Source organism: Acutalibacter sp. 1XD8-33, from assembly GCF_003612555.1.
Taxonomy (GTDB): Bacteria; Bacillota; Clostridia; order Oscillospirales; family Acutalibacteraceae; genus Acutalibacter.
Genome location: NZ_RAZF01000019.1, coordinates 1 through 17,334 on the forward strand (window position 1 = coordinate 1; position 17,334 = coordinate 17,334).

The 17,334-nt window shown below is 58.8% G+C and carries 11 protein-coding genes and 1 pseudogene; all 12 read left to right on the forward strand.

The window, feature by feature from the left end; all coding sequences use genetic code 11:
* The first annotated feature begins 297 nt into the window (after window positions 1-297).
* Complete coding sequence (locus D7X94_RS12065) at window positions 298-2,091, forward strand: ABC transporter ATP-binding protein (RefSeq protein WP_120427946.1); 1,794 nt, start codon at window positions 298-300, stop codon at window positions 2,089-2,091.
* Window positions 2,084-3,457: a UDP-N-acetylmuramoyl-L-alanine--D-glutamate ligase gene (murD, locus tag D7X94_RS12070; protein ID WP_120427947.1), complete on the forward strand. Its 1,374-nt coding sequence runs from the start codon at window positions 2,084-2,086 to the stop codon at window positions 3,455-3,457. The genes D7X94_RS12065 and murD overlap by 8 nt, the downstream gene beginning before the upstream one ends.
* Before the next feature lie 62 nt (window positions 3,458-3,519).
* The gene (gene rnr, locus D7X94_RS12075; protein WP_158591014.1) at window positions 3,520-5,694 is read left to right on the forward strand and encodes a ribonuclease R; all 2,175 of its coding nucleotides are present in this window, start codon (window positions 3,520-3,522) and stop codon (window positions 5,692-5,694) included.
* 160 nt (window positions 5,695-5,854) lie between these two features.
* Window positions 5,855-6,064 carry a pro-sigmaK processing inhibitor BofA family protein gene (locus tag D7X94_RS12080; RefSeq protein ID WP_279221786.1) on the forward strand — a complete coding sequence of 70 codons (210 nt, stop codon included), beginning with the start codon at window positions 5,855-5,857 and terminating at the stop codon, window positions 6,062-6,064.
* A gap of 17 nt (window positions 6,065-6,081) precedes the next feature.
* On the forward strand, window positions 6,082-7,245 hold the full coding sequence (nagA, locus tag D7X94_RS12085) for an N-acetylglucosamine-6-phosphate deacetylase (protein WP_120427950.1): 1,164 nt from the start codon (window positions 6,082-6,084) through the stop codon (window positions 7,243-7,245).
* A 376-nt stretch (window positions 7,246-7,621) separates the two neighbouring features.
* Window positions 7,622-8,149: a GNAT family N-acetyltransferase gene (locus D7X94_RS12090; protein ID WP_120427951.1), complete on the forward strand. Its 528-nt coding sequence runs from the start codon at window positions 7,622-7,624 to the stop codon at window positions 8,147-8,149.
* A 531-nt stretch (window positions 8,150-8,680) separates the two neighbouring features.
* Entirely contained in the window at window positions 8,681-10,465 is a 1,785-nt protein-coding gene (aspS, locus tag D7X94_RS12095; RefSeq protein ID WP_120427952.1) for an aspartate--tRNA ligase, read from the forward strand.
* Between the two features lie 609 nt (window positions 10,466-11,074).
* Window positions 11,075-13,372 (forward strand): anaerobic ribonucleoside triphosphate reductase, encoded by a 2,298-nt coding sequence (locus tag D7X94_RS12100; RefSeq protein WP_120427953.1) that lies wholly within the window; start codon window positions 11,075-11,077, stop codon window positions 13,370-13,372.
* Between the two features lie 612 nt (window positions 13,373-13,984).
* Window positions 13,985-14,119: pseudogene (gene nrdD / locus D7X94_RS12105) on the forward strand (anaerobic ribonucleoside-triphosphate reductase); the annotation flags it as partial.
* Window positions 14,116-14,862: a 5'/3'-nucleotidase SurE gene (gene surE / locus D7X94_RS12110; RefSeq protein ID WP_120427955.1), complete on the forward strand. Its 747-nt coding sequence runs from the start codon at window positions 14,116-14,118 to the stop codon at window positions 14,860-14,862. The pseudogene nrdD and the gene surE, both read left to right, overlap by 4 nt.
* Window positions 14,863-14,871: 9 nt before the next feature.
* Window positions 14,872-15,369, forward strand: coding sequence for an anaerobic ribonucleoside-triphosphate reductase activating protein (gene nrdG, locus D7X94_RS12115; protein WP_120427956.1), 498 nt, complete (start codon window positions 14,872-14,874; stop codon window positions 15,367-15,369).
* 399 nt (window positions 15,370-15,768) lie between these two features.
* Window positions 15,769-17,088, forward strand: coding sequence for an FAD-dependent oxidoreductase (locus D7X94_RS12120; protein ID WP_120427957.1), 1,320 nt, complete (start codon window positions 15,769-15,771; stop codon window positions 17,086-17,088).
* Window positions 17,089-17,334: the final 246 nt, after the last annotated feature.

Below are 17,334 nucleotides of genomic sequence, written 5' to 3' on the forward strand. Positions count from 1 at the left end.
GGAGCGTTCTGACCTGACCGAGTCGGCAGACGAGACCAGCTGAGACTCAACGCCCTCAAGGTCTTGCCCTTGACCTTAACACCTGAGAAGCGCATTTTTGCCAGGGGTGAATTTGCGCAGAATGCGCAAAGAGGGGACGCTTTTTGCAAGAGAAAAAGCGTCCCCTGGAAACCGGAACCTGCCGGCGGCGGGCAGCTTGGACAAAGCCAACTCGCCCGCCCGGACTGGGTGCCCCTCACCGCGCCGCCGGGCTTGCTTGCCCCCCTAATAAACTACACAAAAAGAGAGGAAAGGTACATGGAGGAAAATCAGAAGAGGCGGCGGAAGGGCCTGGTGCGGCGCTTTCTGCCCTATTTCAGAAAATATCTGTGGGTGATGGTGTTCGACCTGTTCTGCGCGGCGCTGACCACCCTGTGCGAGCTGACTCTGCCCCTGCTGGTGCGCTACGTCACTGACTTAGGCATCAATGACCTGGGGGCCTTGACCCTGGAGTTGGTGCTGAAGATTGGCGCGCTCTATCTGTTTTTGTGCGCGGTGGACGCCGGGGCCACGTTCTTCCGGGCCTCCATCGGTCATATTATGGGAGCGAAAATGGAAACTGACATGCGCACGGACCTGTTTGCCCATCTGCAAAAGCTTAGCTTCAACTATTTTGACAATATGAAGGTGGGGCAGATCATGTCCCGGATCACCTCGGACCTGTTCGACGTGACGGAGTTCGCCCACCACTGCCCGGAGGAGATCTTCATGGCGGGCATCAAGATCATCGGGGCCTTTGCCATCCTCTGCGGGGTGAATGTGCCCCTGACCCTGATCGTCTTTTCCATCGTGCCCTTCATGGTGCTGGCTGCAGCCTGGTTCAATATGAAAATGCGCAGCCAGTTCCGGCAGCAGCGGGCCCAGATCGGTGAGATCAACGCCCAGGTGGAGGACAGTCTTTTGGGCGTGCGGGTGGTAAAATCCTTTGCCAACGAGGACGTGGAGACAGAGAAATTTGAGGCCGGAAACCGGAAATTCTTTCATATTAAGCGGGGCCGATACTATTTGATGGGCGGCTTTGAGGCCACCAACCGCCTGTTTGACGGACTGATGCACTTTCTGGTGCTGCTGGTGGGGGCCATCTTCATGATAAACGGCAAGGTGAATCCTGCGGACCTGGTGGCGTATATGCTCTATGTGGGCACCCTGATCACTTCCATCCGGCAGCTGGTGCAGTTCGCGGAGCAGTTCCAGCAGGGCATGACCGGCATTGAGCGCTTCTTCCAAATTATGGACGCGGACGTGGAGATTTTCGATGAGCCCGGGGCGAAGCCCCTGCGGGTGAAGGCCGGCGGGGTGCATTTCGAGCATGTGGGATTCAGCTATGCCGACGATGGGAAACAGGTGCTTTCCGAGATCAACTTAGACGTGAAGCCCGGCCAGAATATCGCCCTGGTGGGCCCCTCCGGCAGCGGCAAGACCACCCTGTGCAACCTGATCCCCCGGTTTTACGACGTGACCGAGGGAAGGATTCTCATCGACGGCCAGGATATCCGGGAAGTGACCCTGAAGTCCCTGCGGGAGCAGATTGGCTTTGTGCAGCAGGACGTATATCTGTTCTCCGGCACGGTGTTTGAGAATATTGAGTATGGCAGGCCGGGCGCCAGCCGGGAAGAGGTAGAGGCAGCGGCAAGGCAGGCCGGGGCGGACGGATTCATAAACGGGCTGAGCCATGGCTATGATACTTATGTAGGCGAGCGGGGCGTGAAGCTCTCTGGCGGGCAGAAGCAGCGCATCAGCATCGCCCGGGCTTTCTTGAAGAATCCGCCTATTATGATTCTGGACGAAGCCACCAGCGCCCTGGACAACGAGAGCGAGAAGATCGTGCAGGAATCCCTGGAGAAGCTCTCAAAGGGCCGGACCACATTTACCATTGCCCACAGGCTTTCCACTATCCAAAACGCTACGATGATTCTGGTGCTTACGGAAAAGGGTATCGAAGAAAAAGGGACCCACCAGGAATTGATGGAGAGGGGGGGCGTATACTACCATTTGTATAGTACTTACAGCGGCGATCCGGAAGGCCGGAGAAAAGAGGGAAACAATGGATAAAGAGCGGTTTTTTCAGGAGGTTCGGGGCAGGCGGGTGGCGTTCTGCGGTGTGGGAAGAAGCCATATGCCGTTAATCGAACTGTTTCAGGACAGAGGAGCGGTTGTGTCTGTGCGGGACCGCCGGAATCTTTCGGAGCTGGGAGAAAACGGGGAAAAGCTCCGGGCTTTGGGCGTGGCGCTTCACCTGGGGGAGGACTATCTCCGGGACCTTTCCGAGGACGTCATCTTCCGCACGCCAGGGATGAAGTTTCACCTGCCGGAGCTGGAGGAAGCCCGAAAGCGGGGCCAGACTGTTACTAGCGAGATGGAGGTGTTCTTCCGGCTGTGTCCCTGCAAGATCTATGCCGTCACAGGCAGCGACGGCAAAACCACTACCACCACCATCCTCTCGGAGTTCTTGAAAGCCCAGGGGAAAACCGTGCATCTGGGGGGGAACATCGGCAAGCCCCTCTTGCCGGAGATTGACGGGATCCGCCCGGAGGATGTGGCAGTGGTGGAACTCTCCAGCTTCCAGCTGATCTCCATGGGCAGCGGCCCGGACGTGGCTGTGGTCACCAATCTGGCTCCCAACCATCTGGACGTGCACAAGGACATGGCGGAGTATGTGGAGGCCAAGAAGAATATTTTTCTGCATCAGGACGGCTTTTCCCGCACAGTGCTCAACGCCGACAACGAAATTACCGCCGGTTTCCAGGGAGAAGTCCGGGGAGACTGCTGGACCTTCAGCCGCAGGAAACGGCCGGCCAGGGGTGTTTTCTGCGACGGTCAGGCGGTGTATGTTAATGGGGAAAAGTTGCTGGCGGTGGACGAAATCAAGCTACCCGGTTGGCACAATGTGGAAAACTATATGGCCGCTATCGCCGCCGTCTGGGGGGACGTAGACCCAGAGAATATGCGGCGGGTGGCGGCGGAGTTTGGCGGTGTGGAACACCGGATGGAGTTCGTCCGGGAGCTGGACGGGGTAAAGTATTACAACGATTCCATTGCCAGCTCCCCCAGTCGGACCATTTCGGGAACGCTCTCCTTTTATAAAGAAAATCTGGTGCTCATCTGCGGCGGCTATGACAAGCACATCCCATACGACCCTCTGGGTCCGGCCATCTGCCAGAGGGTGAAAGCCCTGATTCTGATGGGGGATACGGGTCCCAAAATCCGCCGGGCGGTGGAAAACTGCGGGGAGTACCGGCCTGGAAAGCCGGAGATCCACGAGGCTCGGGACATGGCCCAGGCAGTGGAGCTGGCCAGAAGAGCGGCAGAGCCCGGAGATGTGGTGTCCCTTTCCCCGGCGTCGGCCTCCTTCGATCTGTACCCGGGCTTCGAGGTCAGAGGACGGCACTTCAAGGAGATTGTGAACAGGCTGGAATAAGAAGAGTACTGGCTCATGGAGCGCCACTATCAAAAAGGATAATAAATAAAGAAATGAGGAATATGATGAGAAACCACAAGTCAGCAGCGCCGGGCGGAAACAGCGTGGAAAGCTATACCCTGCCCTCTGCCGCCAACACTCCGGAGGAAATGCTCATCATCGCCGCGCTGAAACGCTGCGGCGGGGATGGCGTTCCCTCCAAGGCCCTGCACAGGGAATCGGGCGTGCGGGATAAAGACGCCTTTTACCAAGCCCTCCACAGCCTGGAGGAGAAGGCAGAGGTAAAAATTGACAAAGACCACTGGGTCAAGCTGGCCCCGCCTGCCAGAGAGGTGGAGGCGGAGCTGGTGTCTCTGTCCCAGAGGTTCGGCTTTGCCCGGCCTAAAATCGGCGAGGATATTTTTATTCCCGGCAGGGACCTGAACGGCGCTTTTGTGGGGGATACCGTTTTGCTCTATGACCTGCAAAAGCGGGACAGGGGCCCCAGCGGCAAGGTGAAGCGCATTTTAAAGCGGGGAGAGAAGAAGCTGACGGGCACCATGCGGGTGGACCCCTATGGAGCCCGGGTGACTCCCGACGGCCCGGTGCGCTACGACATGGAGGTCTCCCCCAATAAAACCGGCGGAGCCAAAGACGGTGATAAGGTACTCATAGAGCCCATCCAGGACGGCCGGGGAGACTGGAGCCAGGCTGCGGTGACCTTTGTGTTCGGCACGGGGGACCGGGCCCGGGTCTGCGCGGACGCTATCATTGAGCGCTGCGGTATTCCCACAGAGTTTCCGGAAGAAGTGCTGGCCCAGGCGGAGAAGATCGCCGGGATGACCGTGACCCAGGCGGACATTGACCAGCGTCTGGACCTGCGGGACGAGCCTATCTTTACCATAGACAGTGCCGACGCCAAGGACCTGGACGATGCGGTCTCCGCCATGAAAACCGTGGACGGCTACAGTCTGGGGGTGCACATCGCCGATGTGTCCCATTATGTGAAATACAATACCCCCATCGACCAGGAGGCCTTTCTCCGGGGCACCTCGGTGTATTTCGCGGACCGGGTGATCCCCATGCTGCCCGAGGCCCTGTCTAATGGGGTCTGCTCTCTGAACGCCGGAACCGAGAAGCTCACCTTCTCCGCCCTGATGGACTTCGACAGGGAAGGCAATATGATCGACTACCGCTTCGCCAAAACCGTTATCAACTCCAAGGTACGGGGAGTATACAGCGAGGTGAACGAGATCTTCCACGGCACGGCCAGCCAAGAGATTCTGGATAAGTACGCCCCGGTGCGGGAGAGCCTGGAGACCGCCAAGGAACTGGCGGATATCCTGGCCAAAAACGGTAAAGGCCGGGGTCAGATGGACCTCTCCAGCGACGAGACCAAGTTCATCCTGGACGAGGACGGAGTGTGCGTGGACATCCAGCCCCGGACCCAGGGGCTGGCAGAGGAGCTCATCGAGCAGCTGATGATCGCGGCCAATATCGCGGCGGCCAAAGCCTCTTTGGCGGCGGAGATCCCCTTCCTGTACCGAGTCCACGAAAAGCCCACCCCGGACCGGGTGGTCGAGCTCTGCGACCTGCTGGACAGGCTGAGCGTTCCCTGCAAGGAGCTGAGCCGGGGTACGCCAACGGCCAAGGATTTTGCCGCCGTGTTGGAACGGGTGAAGGGCACCGGCAAGGAGGCGGTGGTGAACCAGCGGATCCTCCGCACCATGGACAAGGCCCGCTATGACCACCGGGAGCTGGGGCATTTCGGCCTGGCACTGGGAGAGTACAGCCACTTCACTTCGCCCATCCGCCGGTATCCGGACACCTCCATCCACCGGATTCTCAGTGATCTGGTAAGAGGGGAGGACCGGGGAGCTATCCGGAAGCGCTATAAGGCGTTCGCGAAAGAGTCGGCGCTGGAGAGTTCTCAGAACGAAGTGCGGGCCGTCACCGGAGAGCGGGACGCGGAGGACTGCTACACCGCCGAGTATATGCGCCAGCACTTGGGGGAACATCATATCGGAGTAATCAACGGCGTGACCCCCAAGGGCGTGTTTGTAAAGCTCCCCAATAACGCCGAGGGCTTTGTGAGCCTGAGCGATTTTGAAGGCTGTGATTTTGAGTTTGACGGGGAGATCTGCCACCGGGATCTGCGGGGCGGCCGGACGCTGATGATGGGCCAGGAGCTGGGAATCATCATTGCGGCGGCGGACGTGGCCACCGGGCGCATCGATTTCGTGCCGGAGGAGGCATAGGAGGCTGCTTTCGCGCATAGTTTTGAAGTATTACGGAGTGGCCTCCGTCTGCATAGCGGCGCAGACTGCGGCAGGACCTTGAGGACTTTGCCCTCAAACTCCCACCACTTTTGAAAAAGTGGACAAAACTTTTTCTGTTCCACCAGGCTAAAATTATCTTATACTTCAAACTCTGTTGAAAGGGCTTTCCGCCATGAAAAGTTTTCTCATTTCCGCCGCCCTGGGGCTGCTGGCCCTGGCGCTGGTGAATCTCACCGGGCAGTACACCGGCGTGTGGATCCCGGTGAACCGGCTGAGCCTTGCGGCCTCCGGGGTGCTGGGCGTGCCGGGGGTCACCCTGCTGGTGATCCTGAACACGCTTCTATTATAAATTAAGGAAGTGCAAAAATGTTTCTTATCAACGGAAAATATTTGGATCAGGACTTCCGTCTGGCGGCGGGGGACGTGGAGATTGACAAGGGCAGGATTCTGCGGGCGGGAAAGGACTTGTCCCGCAAGTCTGAGGATATTGCCGTGGACATGGCGGGCTATACCATTGTGCCCGGCTTTGTGGACGTGCACATCCACGGCTGCGCCGGGGTGGACGCCTGCGACGGAACCCCGGAGGCCATCCGGGAGATGAGCCGCTTCCTCCTGCCCCACGGGGTGACCTCCTTCTGCCCCACCACCATGACGGTGGGCCGCAGGGTCATCGAGAGCGCCCTGCTGGCCGCCAAGGCCTGTATGGACGAGCCCGTCCCCGACGGCGCCAAAGTGGCCGGGGTGAACATGGAAGGCCCTTTTATCTCTAAGGAGCGCAAAGGCGCCCAGAACGAGGCGGACATCGCGGCCCCGGATTTCCAGATGTTCCGGGAGATGTTCGACCTGTGCGGGGGCATTGTGCGACTGGTGGACGTGGCCCCCGAGCAGCCCGGCGGGGAGGAGTTCGTGAAGCGGGCCAAAGAGCTGTGCACCGTGTCCATCGCCCACACGGTCTCCGGCTATGAGCAGGCCAAGGAGGCCTTCGACTGGGGCGTGACCCACGCCACCCACCTGTTCAACGCCATGAGCGGCCTGCACCACCGGGACCCCGGCGTGGTGGGCGCGGTGCTGGACGACAGCCGGGTGCGGGGGGAGCTGATCTGCGACGGCCAGCACATCCACCCGGCGGTGCTGCGGACGGCTTTCGCCCTTCTGGGGGACCGGGCCCTGATCGTCAGCGATTCCATGCGGGCAAACGGGATGCCCGAGGGCACGGCCTTTGACCTGGGGGGCCAGATGGTGACGGTGCGCGGCGGCAAGGCCACCCTGCAGGATGGCACCATCGCGGGCTCCGTGACTAACCTCCACCAGGAGGTCAAAAATCTGGTAAGCTACGGCGTGCCCTTTGAGCGGGCGGTGAAGTCCGCCACCCTGATCCCCGCCCGAGCCATCGGGCTGGAGGAGGAGATTGGTAGCATTGAGCCGGGTAAGGCGGCCGATCTGGTGGTGCTGGACGAGAACCTGGAGATCGTCTCCGTGTTCGTCAGCTACGGGACGGATACCCAGATGCTTACCTTTGGGGAGGATTGAGCGGGAAATTTTTTTGAGTAGTGGGAGGCCTCCGGCGCAAAGGGCGCGCCTACGGCAAGGTCGTGGAGCTCTGCTCCACACCTCGCCACCTTTGAAAAGGTGGACGAAACTTTTACCCTGGTTAGCTTTGTGCGGTAAAGCAAGACACATTGCGCGGTCCAGGGGCGGGGAAAATCGCCAGTGGCGATTGTTCTGACCCGGCCGAGCTGGCAGGTGAGACAGGCCCTTGGCCAGCTGAGAGCGTCCGCACCCAGCTTGGTAGAGTTTTGCGAAGCAAAACTCATGACACACCGCGAAACCCAGCCTGCGCATTTCGCCTCGTTTGGCGCGGTGTGCCGGAGGCCTCCTATTACTTCTCCAAAAGCGGAGGTTGTTTATGCTGCTAAAGTACAAAAATCTCACCATCCGAAACGCCGTCCCCGCCGACGCGCCCCAGCTGGCCGTCTGGTGGAACAACGGCGAGCTCATGGCCCACGCGGGGTTCCCCCTGGGCACCGGGGAGACGGCGGCGGAGATCGCCGCCCGCATCGCCCAGGGCACGGACGAGAGCCGGCGGCTGATTCTGGAGCTGGACGGCGCCCCCATCGGCGAGATGAATTACGGGCCCAATGACGGGTCCAGCGCCTGGATCGGCGTGAAGATCTGCGAGATTCCCCAGCAGGAGCGCGGGTACGGAAAGATCTTGCTGAGTATGCTCATCCGCTGGCTGTTTGAGGTTCAGGGGTACCACAAGATCACGGTGGACCCGGACCGGGAAAACCTGCGCTCCCGTCACGTCTACGAGCGGCTAGGCTTTCAGGCGGTGGGCCTGCGAGAGGACGCCTGGACCGACCAGCTGGGCGCGCACCGCTCCTATGTGGACTACGAGCTGACGCCGGAAAATTTCGTGGATTTTGCCAAATAACGAGAGTCTGTTTTATATCCGGCATTTCTCCGTTTTTAAAACAGACTCTAAGGCGGGGCCTAGAGACGGGTCCCGCTCTTTTTGGGAAATCCGGTTGAAACCTGCCAGCTTTCGTGCTATAAACGGCTTCGTATTGAAAAGGAAAAGGGGAGGTCCCTTGGAATTCCGCGTCCTGCAATACTTTTTTGGCCGTGGCCCGGGAGCAGAGCCCTACCAGCGCGCCGGAAACTCCCTGCCATATCATTTGGAAAAAGGTTTCGCTGCTTTCAAAGCCTGCGGAGAAATTCCCGGCTTGCTTGCAAGAGATGGTCTAACCTATGTGTGGCATAAACCGCCTCCGGTATACGGGGGCGGTTTTCGTTAACTATATTCTCCGCTGACGGTTTGGATAGAGGAGCGCTTTCCATCACATCTCTTTATGGAAACTTTTCGATTGCCGCCGCGCTGTCCTTCCCTTGGGATAAGGTTGACCTTCGCGCCCCAGTGTGCTATACTTACTTTATATTGCGCTTTGATAGGAGAGTCGATACTATGTTAACCCCCAGAACCCATACCTGCGGCCAGCTCCGCCTTGCTGATGCCGGGAAAACTGTCACCCTTTGTGGCTGGCTGGAAAACCTCCGGGAAGTGGGCGGCGGCGTGGCCTTTCTGATCCTGCGGGATTTCTTTGGCACCACCCAGGCCGTCCTGGAAACCCCCGAGCTTTTGGCTCAGATCAAGGCTCTTAATAAGGAGAGCACGATTGCCGTTACCGGCGTTGTCCGGGAGCGTACCAACAAGAACCCCAAAATCCCCACCGGGGATATTGAAGTTGCTCCAACCGAAATTCAGGTTCTCAGCCGCTGCCAGCACAACGAGCTGCCCTTTGAGATCAATTTCTCCCGGGATGCCGACGAAACCCAGCGCCTGCGCTACCGGTATCTGGACCTGCGCAACCCTGCCGTAAAGAAGAACATTGTCCTGCGCAGCCAGGTGGTTTCCGCCCTGCGCCGGGCCATGGAGGACCTGGGCTTCCCGGAGATCAACACCCCCATCCTCACCGCCTCCTCCCCCGAGGGCGCCCGGGACTATCTGGTTCCCTCCCGCAAGCATCCCGGCAAGTTTTACGCCCTGCCCCAGGCACCCCAGCAATTCAAGCAGCTGCTCATGGCCTCCGGCTTTGACAAATACTTCCAGATCGCCCCCTGCTTCCGGGACGAGGACGCCCGGGGCGACCGCTCCCCCGGGGAGTTCTACCAGATGGACATGGAGATGGCCTTCGCCGGACAGGAGGAGGTCTTTGCCGTGTTGGAGCAGGTTCTGCCCCCCATCTTCGAGAAATTCGGCCTCTACAAGCGGATTTCCCAGGCCCCCTTCCGCCGGATCCCCTATCTCCAGGCCATGGAGGACTACGGCAGCGATAAGCCCGACCTGCGCATCGACCTGCTGATCCGGGACGTGACGGACCTGCTGGGCGGCTGCGGCTTCGGGCCTTTTGAGAACGCCGTGGTGAAAGCGGTGCCCGTCTCTGGGTGCACTCTCACCCGCAAGGCCATCGACAAGCTCTGCGCCGACGTGGAGGTCCAGACCGCCCAAAAGACCTACTGGTTCAAGGTGGACGAGAAGGGGGAGATCGCCGGGGGCATCGCCAAGTTCATCAACGCCGATCCAGCCCTGGCGGAGAAGGTGACCGCCGCTCTGGAGCTGGAGCCCAACTCCCTGGTGATGCTGGCCGCTGGGCCCAAGGCCGTGGCCCAGAAAACCGCCGGAGTGGCCCGGAAGCTCCTGGGCGCCGCCTGCCCCCAGCACATGGACGAGGAGCAGTACGCCTTCTGCTGGATTGTGGACTTCCCCATGTATGAGATCGGCGAGGAAAGCGGCAAGCTGGAGTTCGGCCACAACCCCTTCTCTATGCCCCATGGCGGCAAGGAGGCCCTGCTCAAGGCGGAGCGGGGGGAGATGGACCCCCTGGACCTGCGGGCCCACCAGTATGATCTGGTGGTGAACGGCTACGAGACCGCCTCCGGCGCGGAGCGGAACTACGACCCCGAGGTGATGGTGAAGGCCTTCGAGCTGGTAGGCCTCACGGAGGAGGACGTGCGCAGCAAGTTCCCCGCCATGTACAACGCCTTCTGCTACGGCGCGCCGCCCCATGCGGGAGCCGCCCCCGGCGTGGACCGGATCATTATGCTGCTGGCCGGGGAGAGCTACATCCGGGAGGTCATCGCCTTCCCCATGAACCAGTCCGCCCAGGACGTGATGATGGGCGCTCCCAGCCCCGTCTCCCAGGCCCAACTGGACGAGCTACATATTGCGGTGACAAAAGAGGAGGACTAGCCTCCCAAAACCCGGAAACCCCTAGAAATATCTGGACGCCCGACCTTGCGGAGAGCTGGCACCGGCTCTCCGCCTTCCCTATATTTAGGGGTTGTTCTCAAAAAGAAATTTTAAAATCCACAAGATGTAGTTGACAACCGGTCCGGTTTGGCTTATAATAGAGTTAGCGGGGCCAGTCCTCTTAAGACCTTGGGGTGTTGCCCCAAACCCCACAAACTTTTACCCACTCCTCACTGCGTTCGTCGTGAACGTTTTATTATGTCTTGCCAAGCTAACCAGGGTAAAAGTTTCGCCGGCCTTTTCAAAGGCCGCAGGGAGTGGGACGGAGTCCCACGGTCTTGCCCTTGACCTTAAACACCTGAGAAGCGCATTTTTGCCAGGGGTGAATTTGCGCAGAATGCGCAAAGAGGGGACGCTTTTTGCAAGAGAAAAAGCGTCCCCTGGAAACCGGAGAAGGCCAGCGGCTTCGCACCTAGCCTCCGCCTTCTGCCTGCTTCGCGGGCCGAGAGCCAGCCCAACACGCTATATCTGGGGCGCGTCTAAAAAAGTATACAACCCTGTCTTTTCGGTAAAATATATATCTTTCTGAGAGGAGCCGTTCGCAAACCCATGCCAAAGAAAATCATCAAACGCAATGGCGAGCAGGTGAAGTTTGACCCTGCCAAAATCCGGGGGGCCATCTTCAAGGCCAACGTCCGCATCGCCACGGAACGCTTCAGCGACGCCGACCTGGATGCCCTTACCGCCCAGGTGGTGGCCGAGCTGGAGAAGATGAAAACCGTCCCCACCGTAGAGCAGACCCAGGATATTGTGGAGGAAAAGCTCATTGCCGCGGACTACGCCAAAACCGCCAAGGCCTACATCCTCTACCGGGCCCAGCACCAGCGCCTGCGGGAGATGGACGACGAGCTGGTGAAAATCTATTCCGCCCTGACCTTTGTCCCTGCGGAGGACGTGGACTTGAAGCGGGAGAACGCCAACATCAACGCCGACACCGCCATGGGCACCATGCTCAAGTACGGATCCGAGGGGGCCAAGAGCTTCTACGACAAGTACGTGATCCCGCCCCATCTTGCCAAGGCTGATGCGGACGGGGATATCCATATCCACGACAAGGACTTCTACACCCTCACCGAAACCTGCTGCCAGATCGACCTGATCCGCCTGTTCAAAAACGGCTTCTCCACGGGCCACGGCTACCTGCGGGAGCCCCAGGACATCCGCAGCTACGCCGCCCTGGCCTGCATCGCCATCCAGGCCAACCAGAACGAGATGCACGGCGGCCAGAGCGTGCCAAATTTCGACTATGCCATGGCCCAGGGCGTGGACAAGACGTATCACAAGGAATACTTCAAGGCTCTCACCCAGTTTTTGCAGCTGATGAAAGTGATGCCTCATGGGCAGGCTGAAGCCATGGTGAACGCTGCCCAGACGGCTCTGCACAGCAAAGTTACCATGAAGAATGTGGACAAGTACGGGGAGGCCTTTGCGGAATTCCTCCCCCGCCACCAGAAGGACAGCGGCTTTGAGGAGGTCACCTGGGAGGAGGCCAGCGACGCCGCCGCCTATGCCAAGGAAACCGCCTGGCGGGAGACGGACAAGGCCACCTATCAGGCTATGGAGGCCCTGGTGCACAACCTGAACACCATGAATTCCCGGGCTGGAGCCCAGGTTCCCTTCTCCTCCCTGAACTACGGCACCGACGTGAGCGAGCAGGGCCGCATGGTGATCCGCAACCTGCTGCTGGCCACCGAGGCCGGCCTGGGAGACGGGGAAACTCCCATCTTCCCGGTGCAGATCTTCAAGGTGAAGGAGGGGGTCAACTACAACGAGGGCGACCCCAACTACGACCTGTTCAAGCTGGCCATGCGGGTGTCCGCCAAGCGGCTCTTCCCCAATTTCAGCTTCATCGACGCGCCCTTCAACCTGCAATACTACAAGGCCGGGGACTACGATACGGAGATCGCCTATATGGGCTGCCGCACCCGGGTGATGGGCAACGTCCACGACCGCACCCACGAGACCACCTGCGGCCGGGGCAACCTGAGTTTTACCTCGGTGAACCTGCCCCGCATCGGCATAGAGGCCAAGGGCGACGTGAAGAAATTCTATGAGATCCTGGACCAGCGGATAGACCTGTGTGTGGAGCAGCTGCTCCACCGGTTCAAGATCCAGTGCAGCAAAAAGGCGTTCAACTACCCCTTCCTCATGGGCCAGGGGGTGTGGATCGACTCCGACAAGCTGGACCGGAACGACTCCGTGGCGGAGGTGCTGAAGCATGGGACCCTTTCCGTAGGCTTCATCGGGCTGGCGGAAACCCTGAAGGCCCTGACAGGCAAGCACCACGGGGAGAGCGAGGAGAGCTACCAGCTGGGCCTGGAGATCATCACCTACATGCGCAAGCGGATGGACGATCTCTCCGCCCAATACGGCCTGAACTTCACTCTGCTGGCTACTCCGGGAGAGGGGCTTTCCGGCACCTTCACCCGGCTGGACAAGAAGAAATTCGGCGTGATTGAGGGCGTCACGGACCGGGAATACTACACGAACTCCTTCCACGTGCCGGTCTACTACCCTATCAGCGCCTTTGAAAAGATCCAGAAGGAGGCTCCCTTCCACGCCCTGACCAACGCCGGGCACATCAGCTATGTGGAGCTGGACGGGGACGTGTGCAAAAACATCGAGGCCTTCGAGAGCATCATCCGCTGCATGAAGGAGTCCGGCGTGGGCTATGGCTCTGTGAACCACCCGGTGGATCGGGACCCGGTGTGCGGGTATAACGGCATCATCGACGACGTGTGCCCCCGCTGCGGGCGGCATTCCGGCGAGGGCGTGCCCCTGGAAAAGCTGGAGGAGCTGCGGAAGAAATACCACGATGTGCCCGACTATTCCAGCCTGATCAGCTAAGGTCGTGAGGCTCTGCCTCACACTCCGCCACCTTTTGAAAAAGGTGGACGAAAACTTTACCCACTCCTCACTACGTTCGTCGTGAACATTTTGATGTTTTGACGAGCTAACCCAACAACCGTAAAATGTTTCGTAGACTTCGTGAAACGAAGTCTTACCTTTCTCAAAGGTTGCGGTGGTTTGGAGGGCGACAATCGCCAGTGGCGATTTCCCGTCGCCGACCGAAGCGGCAGCTGAGACTCAGCGCCTCCAAGGTCTTGCCCTGAAACACCTGAGAAACGCATTTTTTGAGGGTGAATTGGCGCGCAGCGCCAAGAGGGAACTTTTTACAAGAGAAAAAAGTTCCCTAGTCCCGGAGTGTGTCAGCTCTGTGCGCCCAGCACCCAGCTTCGCAGAGTTTTCCGCAGGAAAACTCATGTCACACGGCGAAACTCAGCTATATCCTTTCGCCATTCTTCGCGCCGTGTGCCGCAATCAGCCAGCGTGCGCACTCACGCGCCTATATCAAAAACGATCAAAATAAATATAGTATTTATCCAAGGAGGAACTATTATGTCTAACACATCCAAAAAAATCGCAAAAATCTCTGGAACCGATCACATTATGGTCGGCGAGGGACGGGATTTCGAGCGCATCCGCCGGATTACCGGCTACCTGGTGGGCACCATCGACCGCTGGAATAACGCCAAGCGCGCTGAGGAGCGGGACCGGGTAAAGCACTCCATGACCCAGGAGTCCCGTCCATGAATATCCTGCTGGTAAACGACGACGGAATCAATTCCTCGGGCTTATGGGCGCTGGCTGGAGTTCTGGTGCGCAACCATGTAGTTACGGTGGTGGCTCCCGACCAAAACCGCAGCGCCATTGGCCATGGGATCACTCTGGGCACGCCCTTGTTTGCCCATCGGGCCGATTTTCCTCGGGGTGTGGAGGCTTGGTCCATTTCTGGTACCCCTGCCGACTGCACCCGCTTAGGCCTGCTGAATCTGGCTCCGGGACCGGTAGACCTGGTGATCTCCGGTCCCAACAAAGGACGAAATCTGGGCTATGATTTACCCTATTCCGGCACAGTGGCCGCAGCTTTGGAGGCGGCGATGTTCGGCGTAAAGGCGATTGCCTTGTCTGCTCCCATCGGGGCGGACGACCAGCGCACCATTGAGAGCTTTGCCTGCATTTTTGCTCTGTTGGACCTGGAGAACGATTTTGACCAGGTGCTAAACATCAATATTCCTGATCTGCCTATCCAGGAAATCAAAGGCCTGCGTTGGACGCCGTTGGGCTGCAACCGCTGGGAGGGCGCCTATCTGGAGCAGCCCTCTCCCAATGGGGAGTGCGTCCATGTGTTCCGGCCTCCCGCCCAGCCACCGGACTGGAACCCCGGCAAGGCGGACGATTGGAACAGTCTAAATGACGGCTACATCACCCTGACTCCTCTGACGTTCCGGCAGGAGCAGACGATTGAGGGACGCAGGGAAATTCCCTGGCAGTAGGAGGGAGAAATGGATTTAAATATTGCGGGGATCGTGGAGGAATCCATTGTGGACGGTCCAGGGATCCGGTATGTTGTTTTTACTCAGGGATGCCCCCACCATTGCCCCGGCTGCCATAATCCGGAGACGCATTCCTTCTCTGGCGGTCATTTTATATCTGTGGAGGACATTTTCACGCAATTCCAACAGGATGCCTTACTGAAGGGGATCACCTTTAGTGGCGGCGAGCCCTTCTGCCAGCCGGAGCCATTGGTGGAGCTGGCAAAGCTCGTACATGGCATGGGCAAGGACGTGGCGGTCTTTACCGGCTATACCTATGAGGAACTGATCAAAATGGAGGACCCCGCTATTCGCGTACTTCTGGATGAGACAGATTTACTCATCGACGGGCCCTATCTAGAGGACCTGCGGAATCTGGAACTGCGCTTTCGGGGCAGCGAGAACCAGCGTCTCATTGACATGAACGCTACCCGTACCGCGAGAAGCGTAATGTTGTGGGAAAACTGATCTCCGCTTCTTGCTGAATTTCGCGTTGCGAAATTCTTGTGAAAACAGCCAGGGGTTTTCTCTGGCTGTTTTCCATTGCAAGGTTTGCCTAGGGCAAACCTTGGCAAGAAGCGGGTCGGATAAAACGCAAAACGCAAAGACGAGGAGCCGGTTTTCCAGCCGCCCCTTTCCTTTTTTGGCGTGGCGGCATAAAGGTTCGCGTGCGCCTTTAGCGGTGCCGGCAGTATAGGAGAAACCAGCTCAAGTTACATGGGCATATCCTTTGCCAAGTGACAGACTTCCTCCACAGCCACCGCTCCATTCTCCTAGGACGTATCAGCCGACATATCAGTGCTCCGCCAAAAACCAAAGCGAATAAATTCATCGGGCCTAGCCACCCTAATGGAACGAGGTGATAGCATGAATTCGGTTTGGACAAAAGATATGGATCTGCCCCGGTTTCAGCCGCTGAAAGGGGATTTGCGCACGGATGTGTTGATCATCGGCGGAGGAATGGCGGGAATTTTGTGCGCCTATCAGCTGGCGAGGGAGGGCGTTGATTACGCGCTGGTAGAGGCTCGCTTCATCGGCGAGGGCATTACCAAGAACACCACCGCAAAGATTACGTCTCAGCATGGACTCATCTATGATAGATTGATCAAAAGGTTTGGTCTGGAGACAGCCCGGCTGTATTTACAGGCAAATCAGGCGGCGCTGGATAAATATAGAGAGCTCAGTCAGGACATGGATTGTGATTTTGAGGAAAAGGATGCCCTCGTATATTCTTTGGACGGCGCGGAGAAACTCCAACGGGAGGCAGCGGCGCTGGAGCGCTTAGGCTCTGCCGCCTCCTTCCAGCCGGAATTGCCGCTGCCCTTTCCTGTGGCGGGGGCGGTGTGGCTTCCCCACCAGGCGCAGTTCCACCCCCTTAAGTTTTTGCGGGGAATCGCCCGGGGCCTGCGGATCTATGAGCATACCAAGGTGCTGGAGCTGATGCCCGGGAAGGCTGTGACGACTGGGGGAATGGTGAGAGCGGATAAAATCATTATTGCCACGCATTTCCCCATTTTAAACAAGCATGGCAGCTATTTCCTCAAGCTGTACCAGCAGCGCTCCTATGTGTTGGCCCTGAAAGGCGCGCCGGACGTAGGCGGCATGTATGTGGACGAGAGGACGCCGGGGCTGAGCTTTCGCAATTACAACGGCTTACTGCTGCTGGGCGGTGGTAGCCACCGCACTGGGAAGCCCGGCGGCTGGAAGGACCTGGAGGCCTTTGCCCAACGCTTTTATCCAGGGGCAAAAATCGCCGCCCGCTGGGCCACCCAGGACTGCATAACTCTGGACGGTATGCCTTATATCGGCCAATACGCCAAAAGCACGCCGGAGCTTTTTGTGGCCACTGGATTCAATAAATGGGGAATGACCTCTTCTATGGCAGCCGCCATGTTGCTGACGGATTTAATTTTGGGCCGGGAAAACAAGTATGCCCGCGTGTTCCGGCCATCCCGGAGCATCCTGCGGCCGCAGCTGGCGGCCAACGCTACAGAGGCCGTCGCCGGGCTGCTGACGCCTACTGTTCCCCGATGCCCTCATATGGGCTGTGCCCTAAAATATAATGCCGCCGAGCATAGCTGGGATTGCCCCTGCCATGGCTCCCGGTTCCAAGAGGATGGGAGTCTCATTGACAACCCTGCCACGGACGACAAAAAGGAAATGGGTAGGGCACGCGGCGGAGCATAAGCAAAAGAAGGGATGACCGGTGGAGCGATCCGCCGGTCTTTTCTATGGCCATACGTTTTTTCCATTTCCGGCAATCGTTGTGACGCATTTGCCAATCACCGCAGGATTCCGGGAGTGCCCTAAGCGCGCGTTTTTGGACGATATTTACGGCCTCCGGCGGTTTAGGGGTTCCGGGTCTCGCCTGCCGGCTCGGTCGGCGACGGGAAATCACCACCGGCAATTGTCGCCTCTTAAAAACCCGCAACC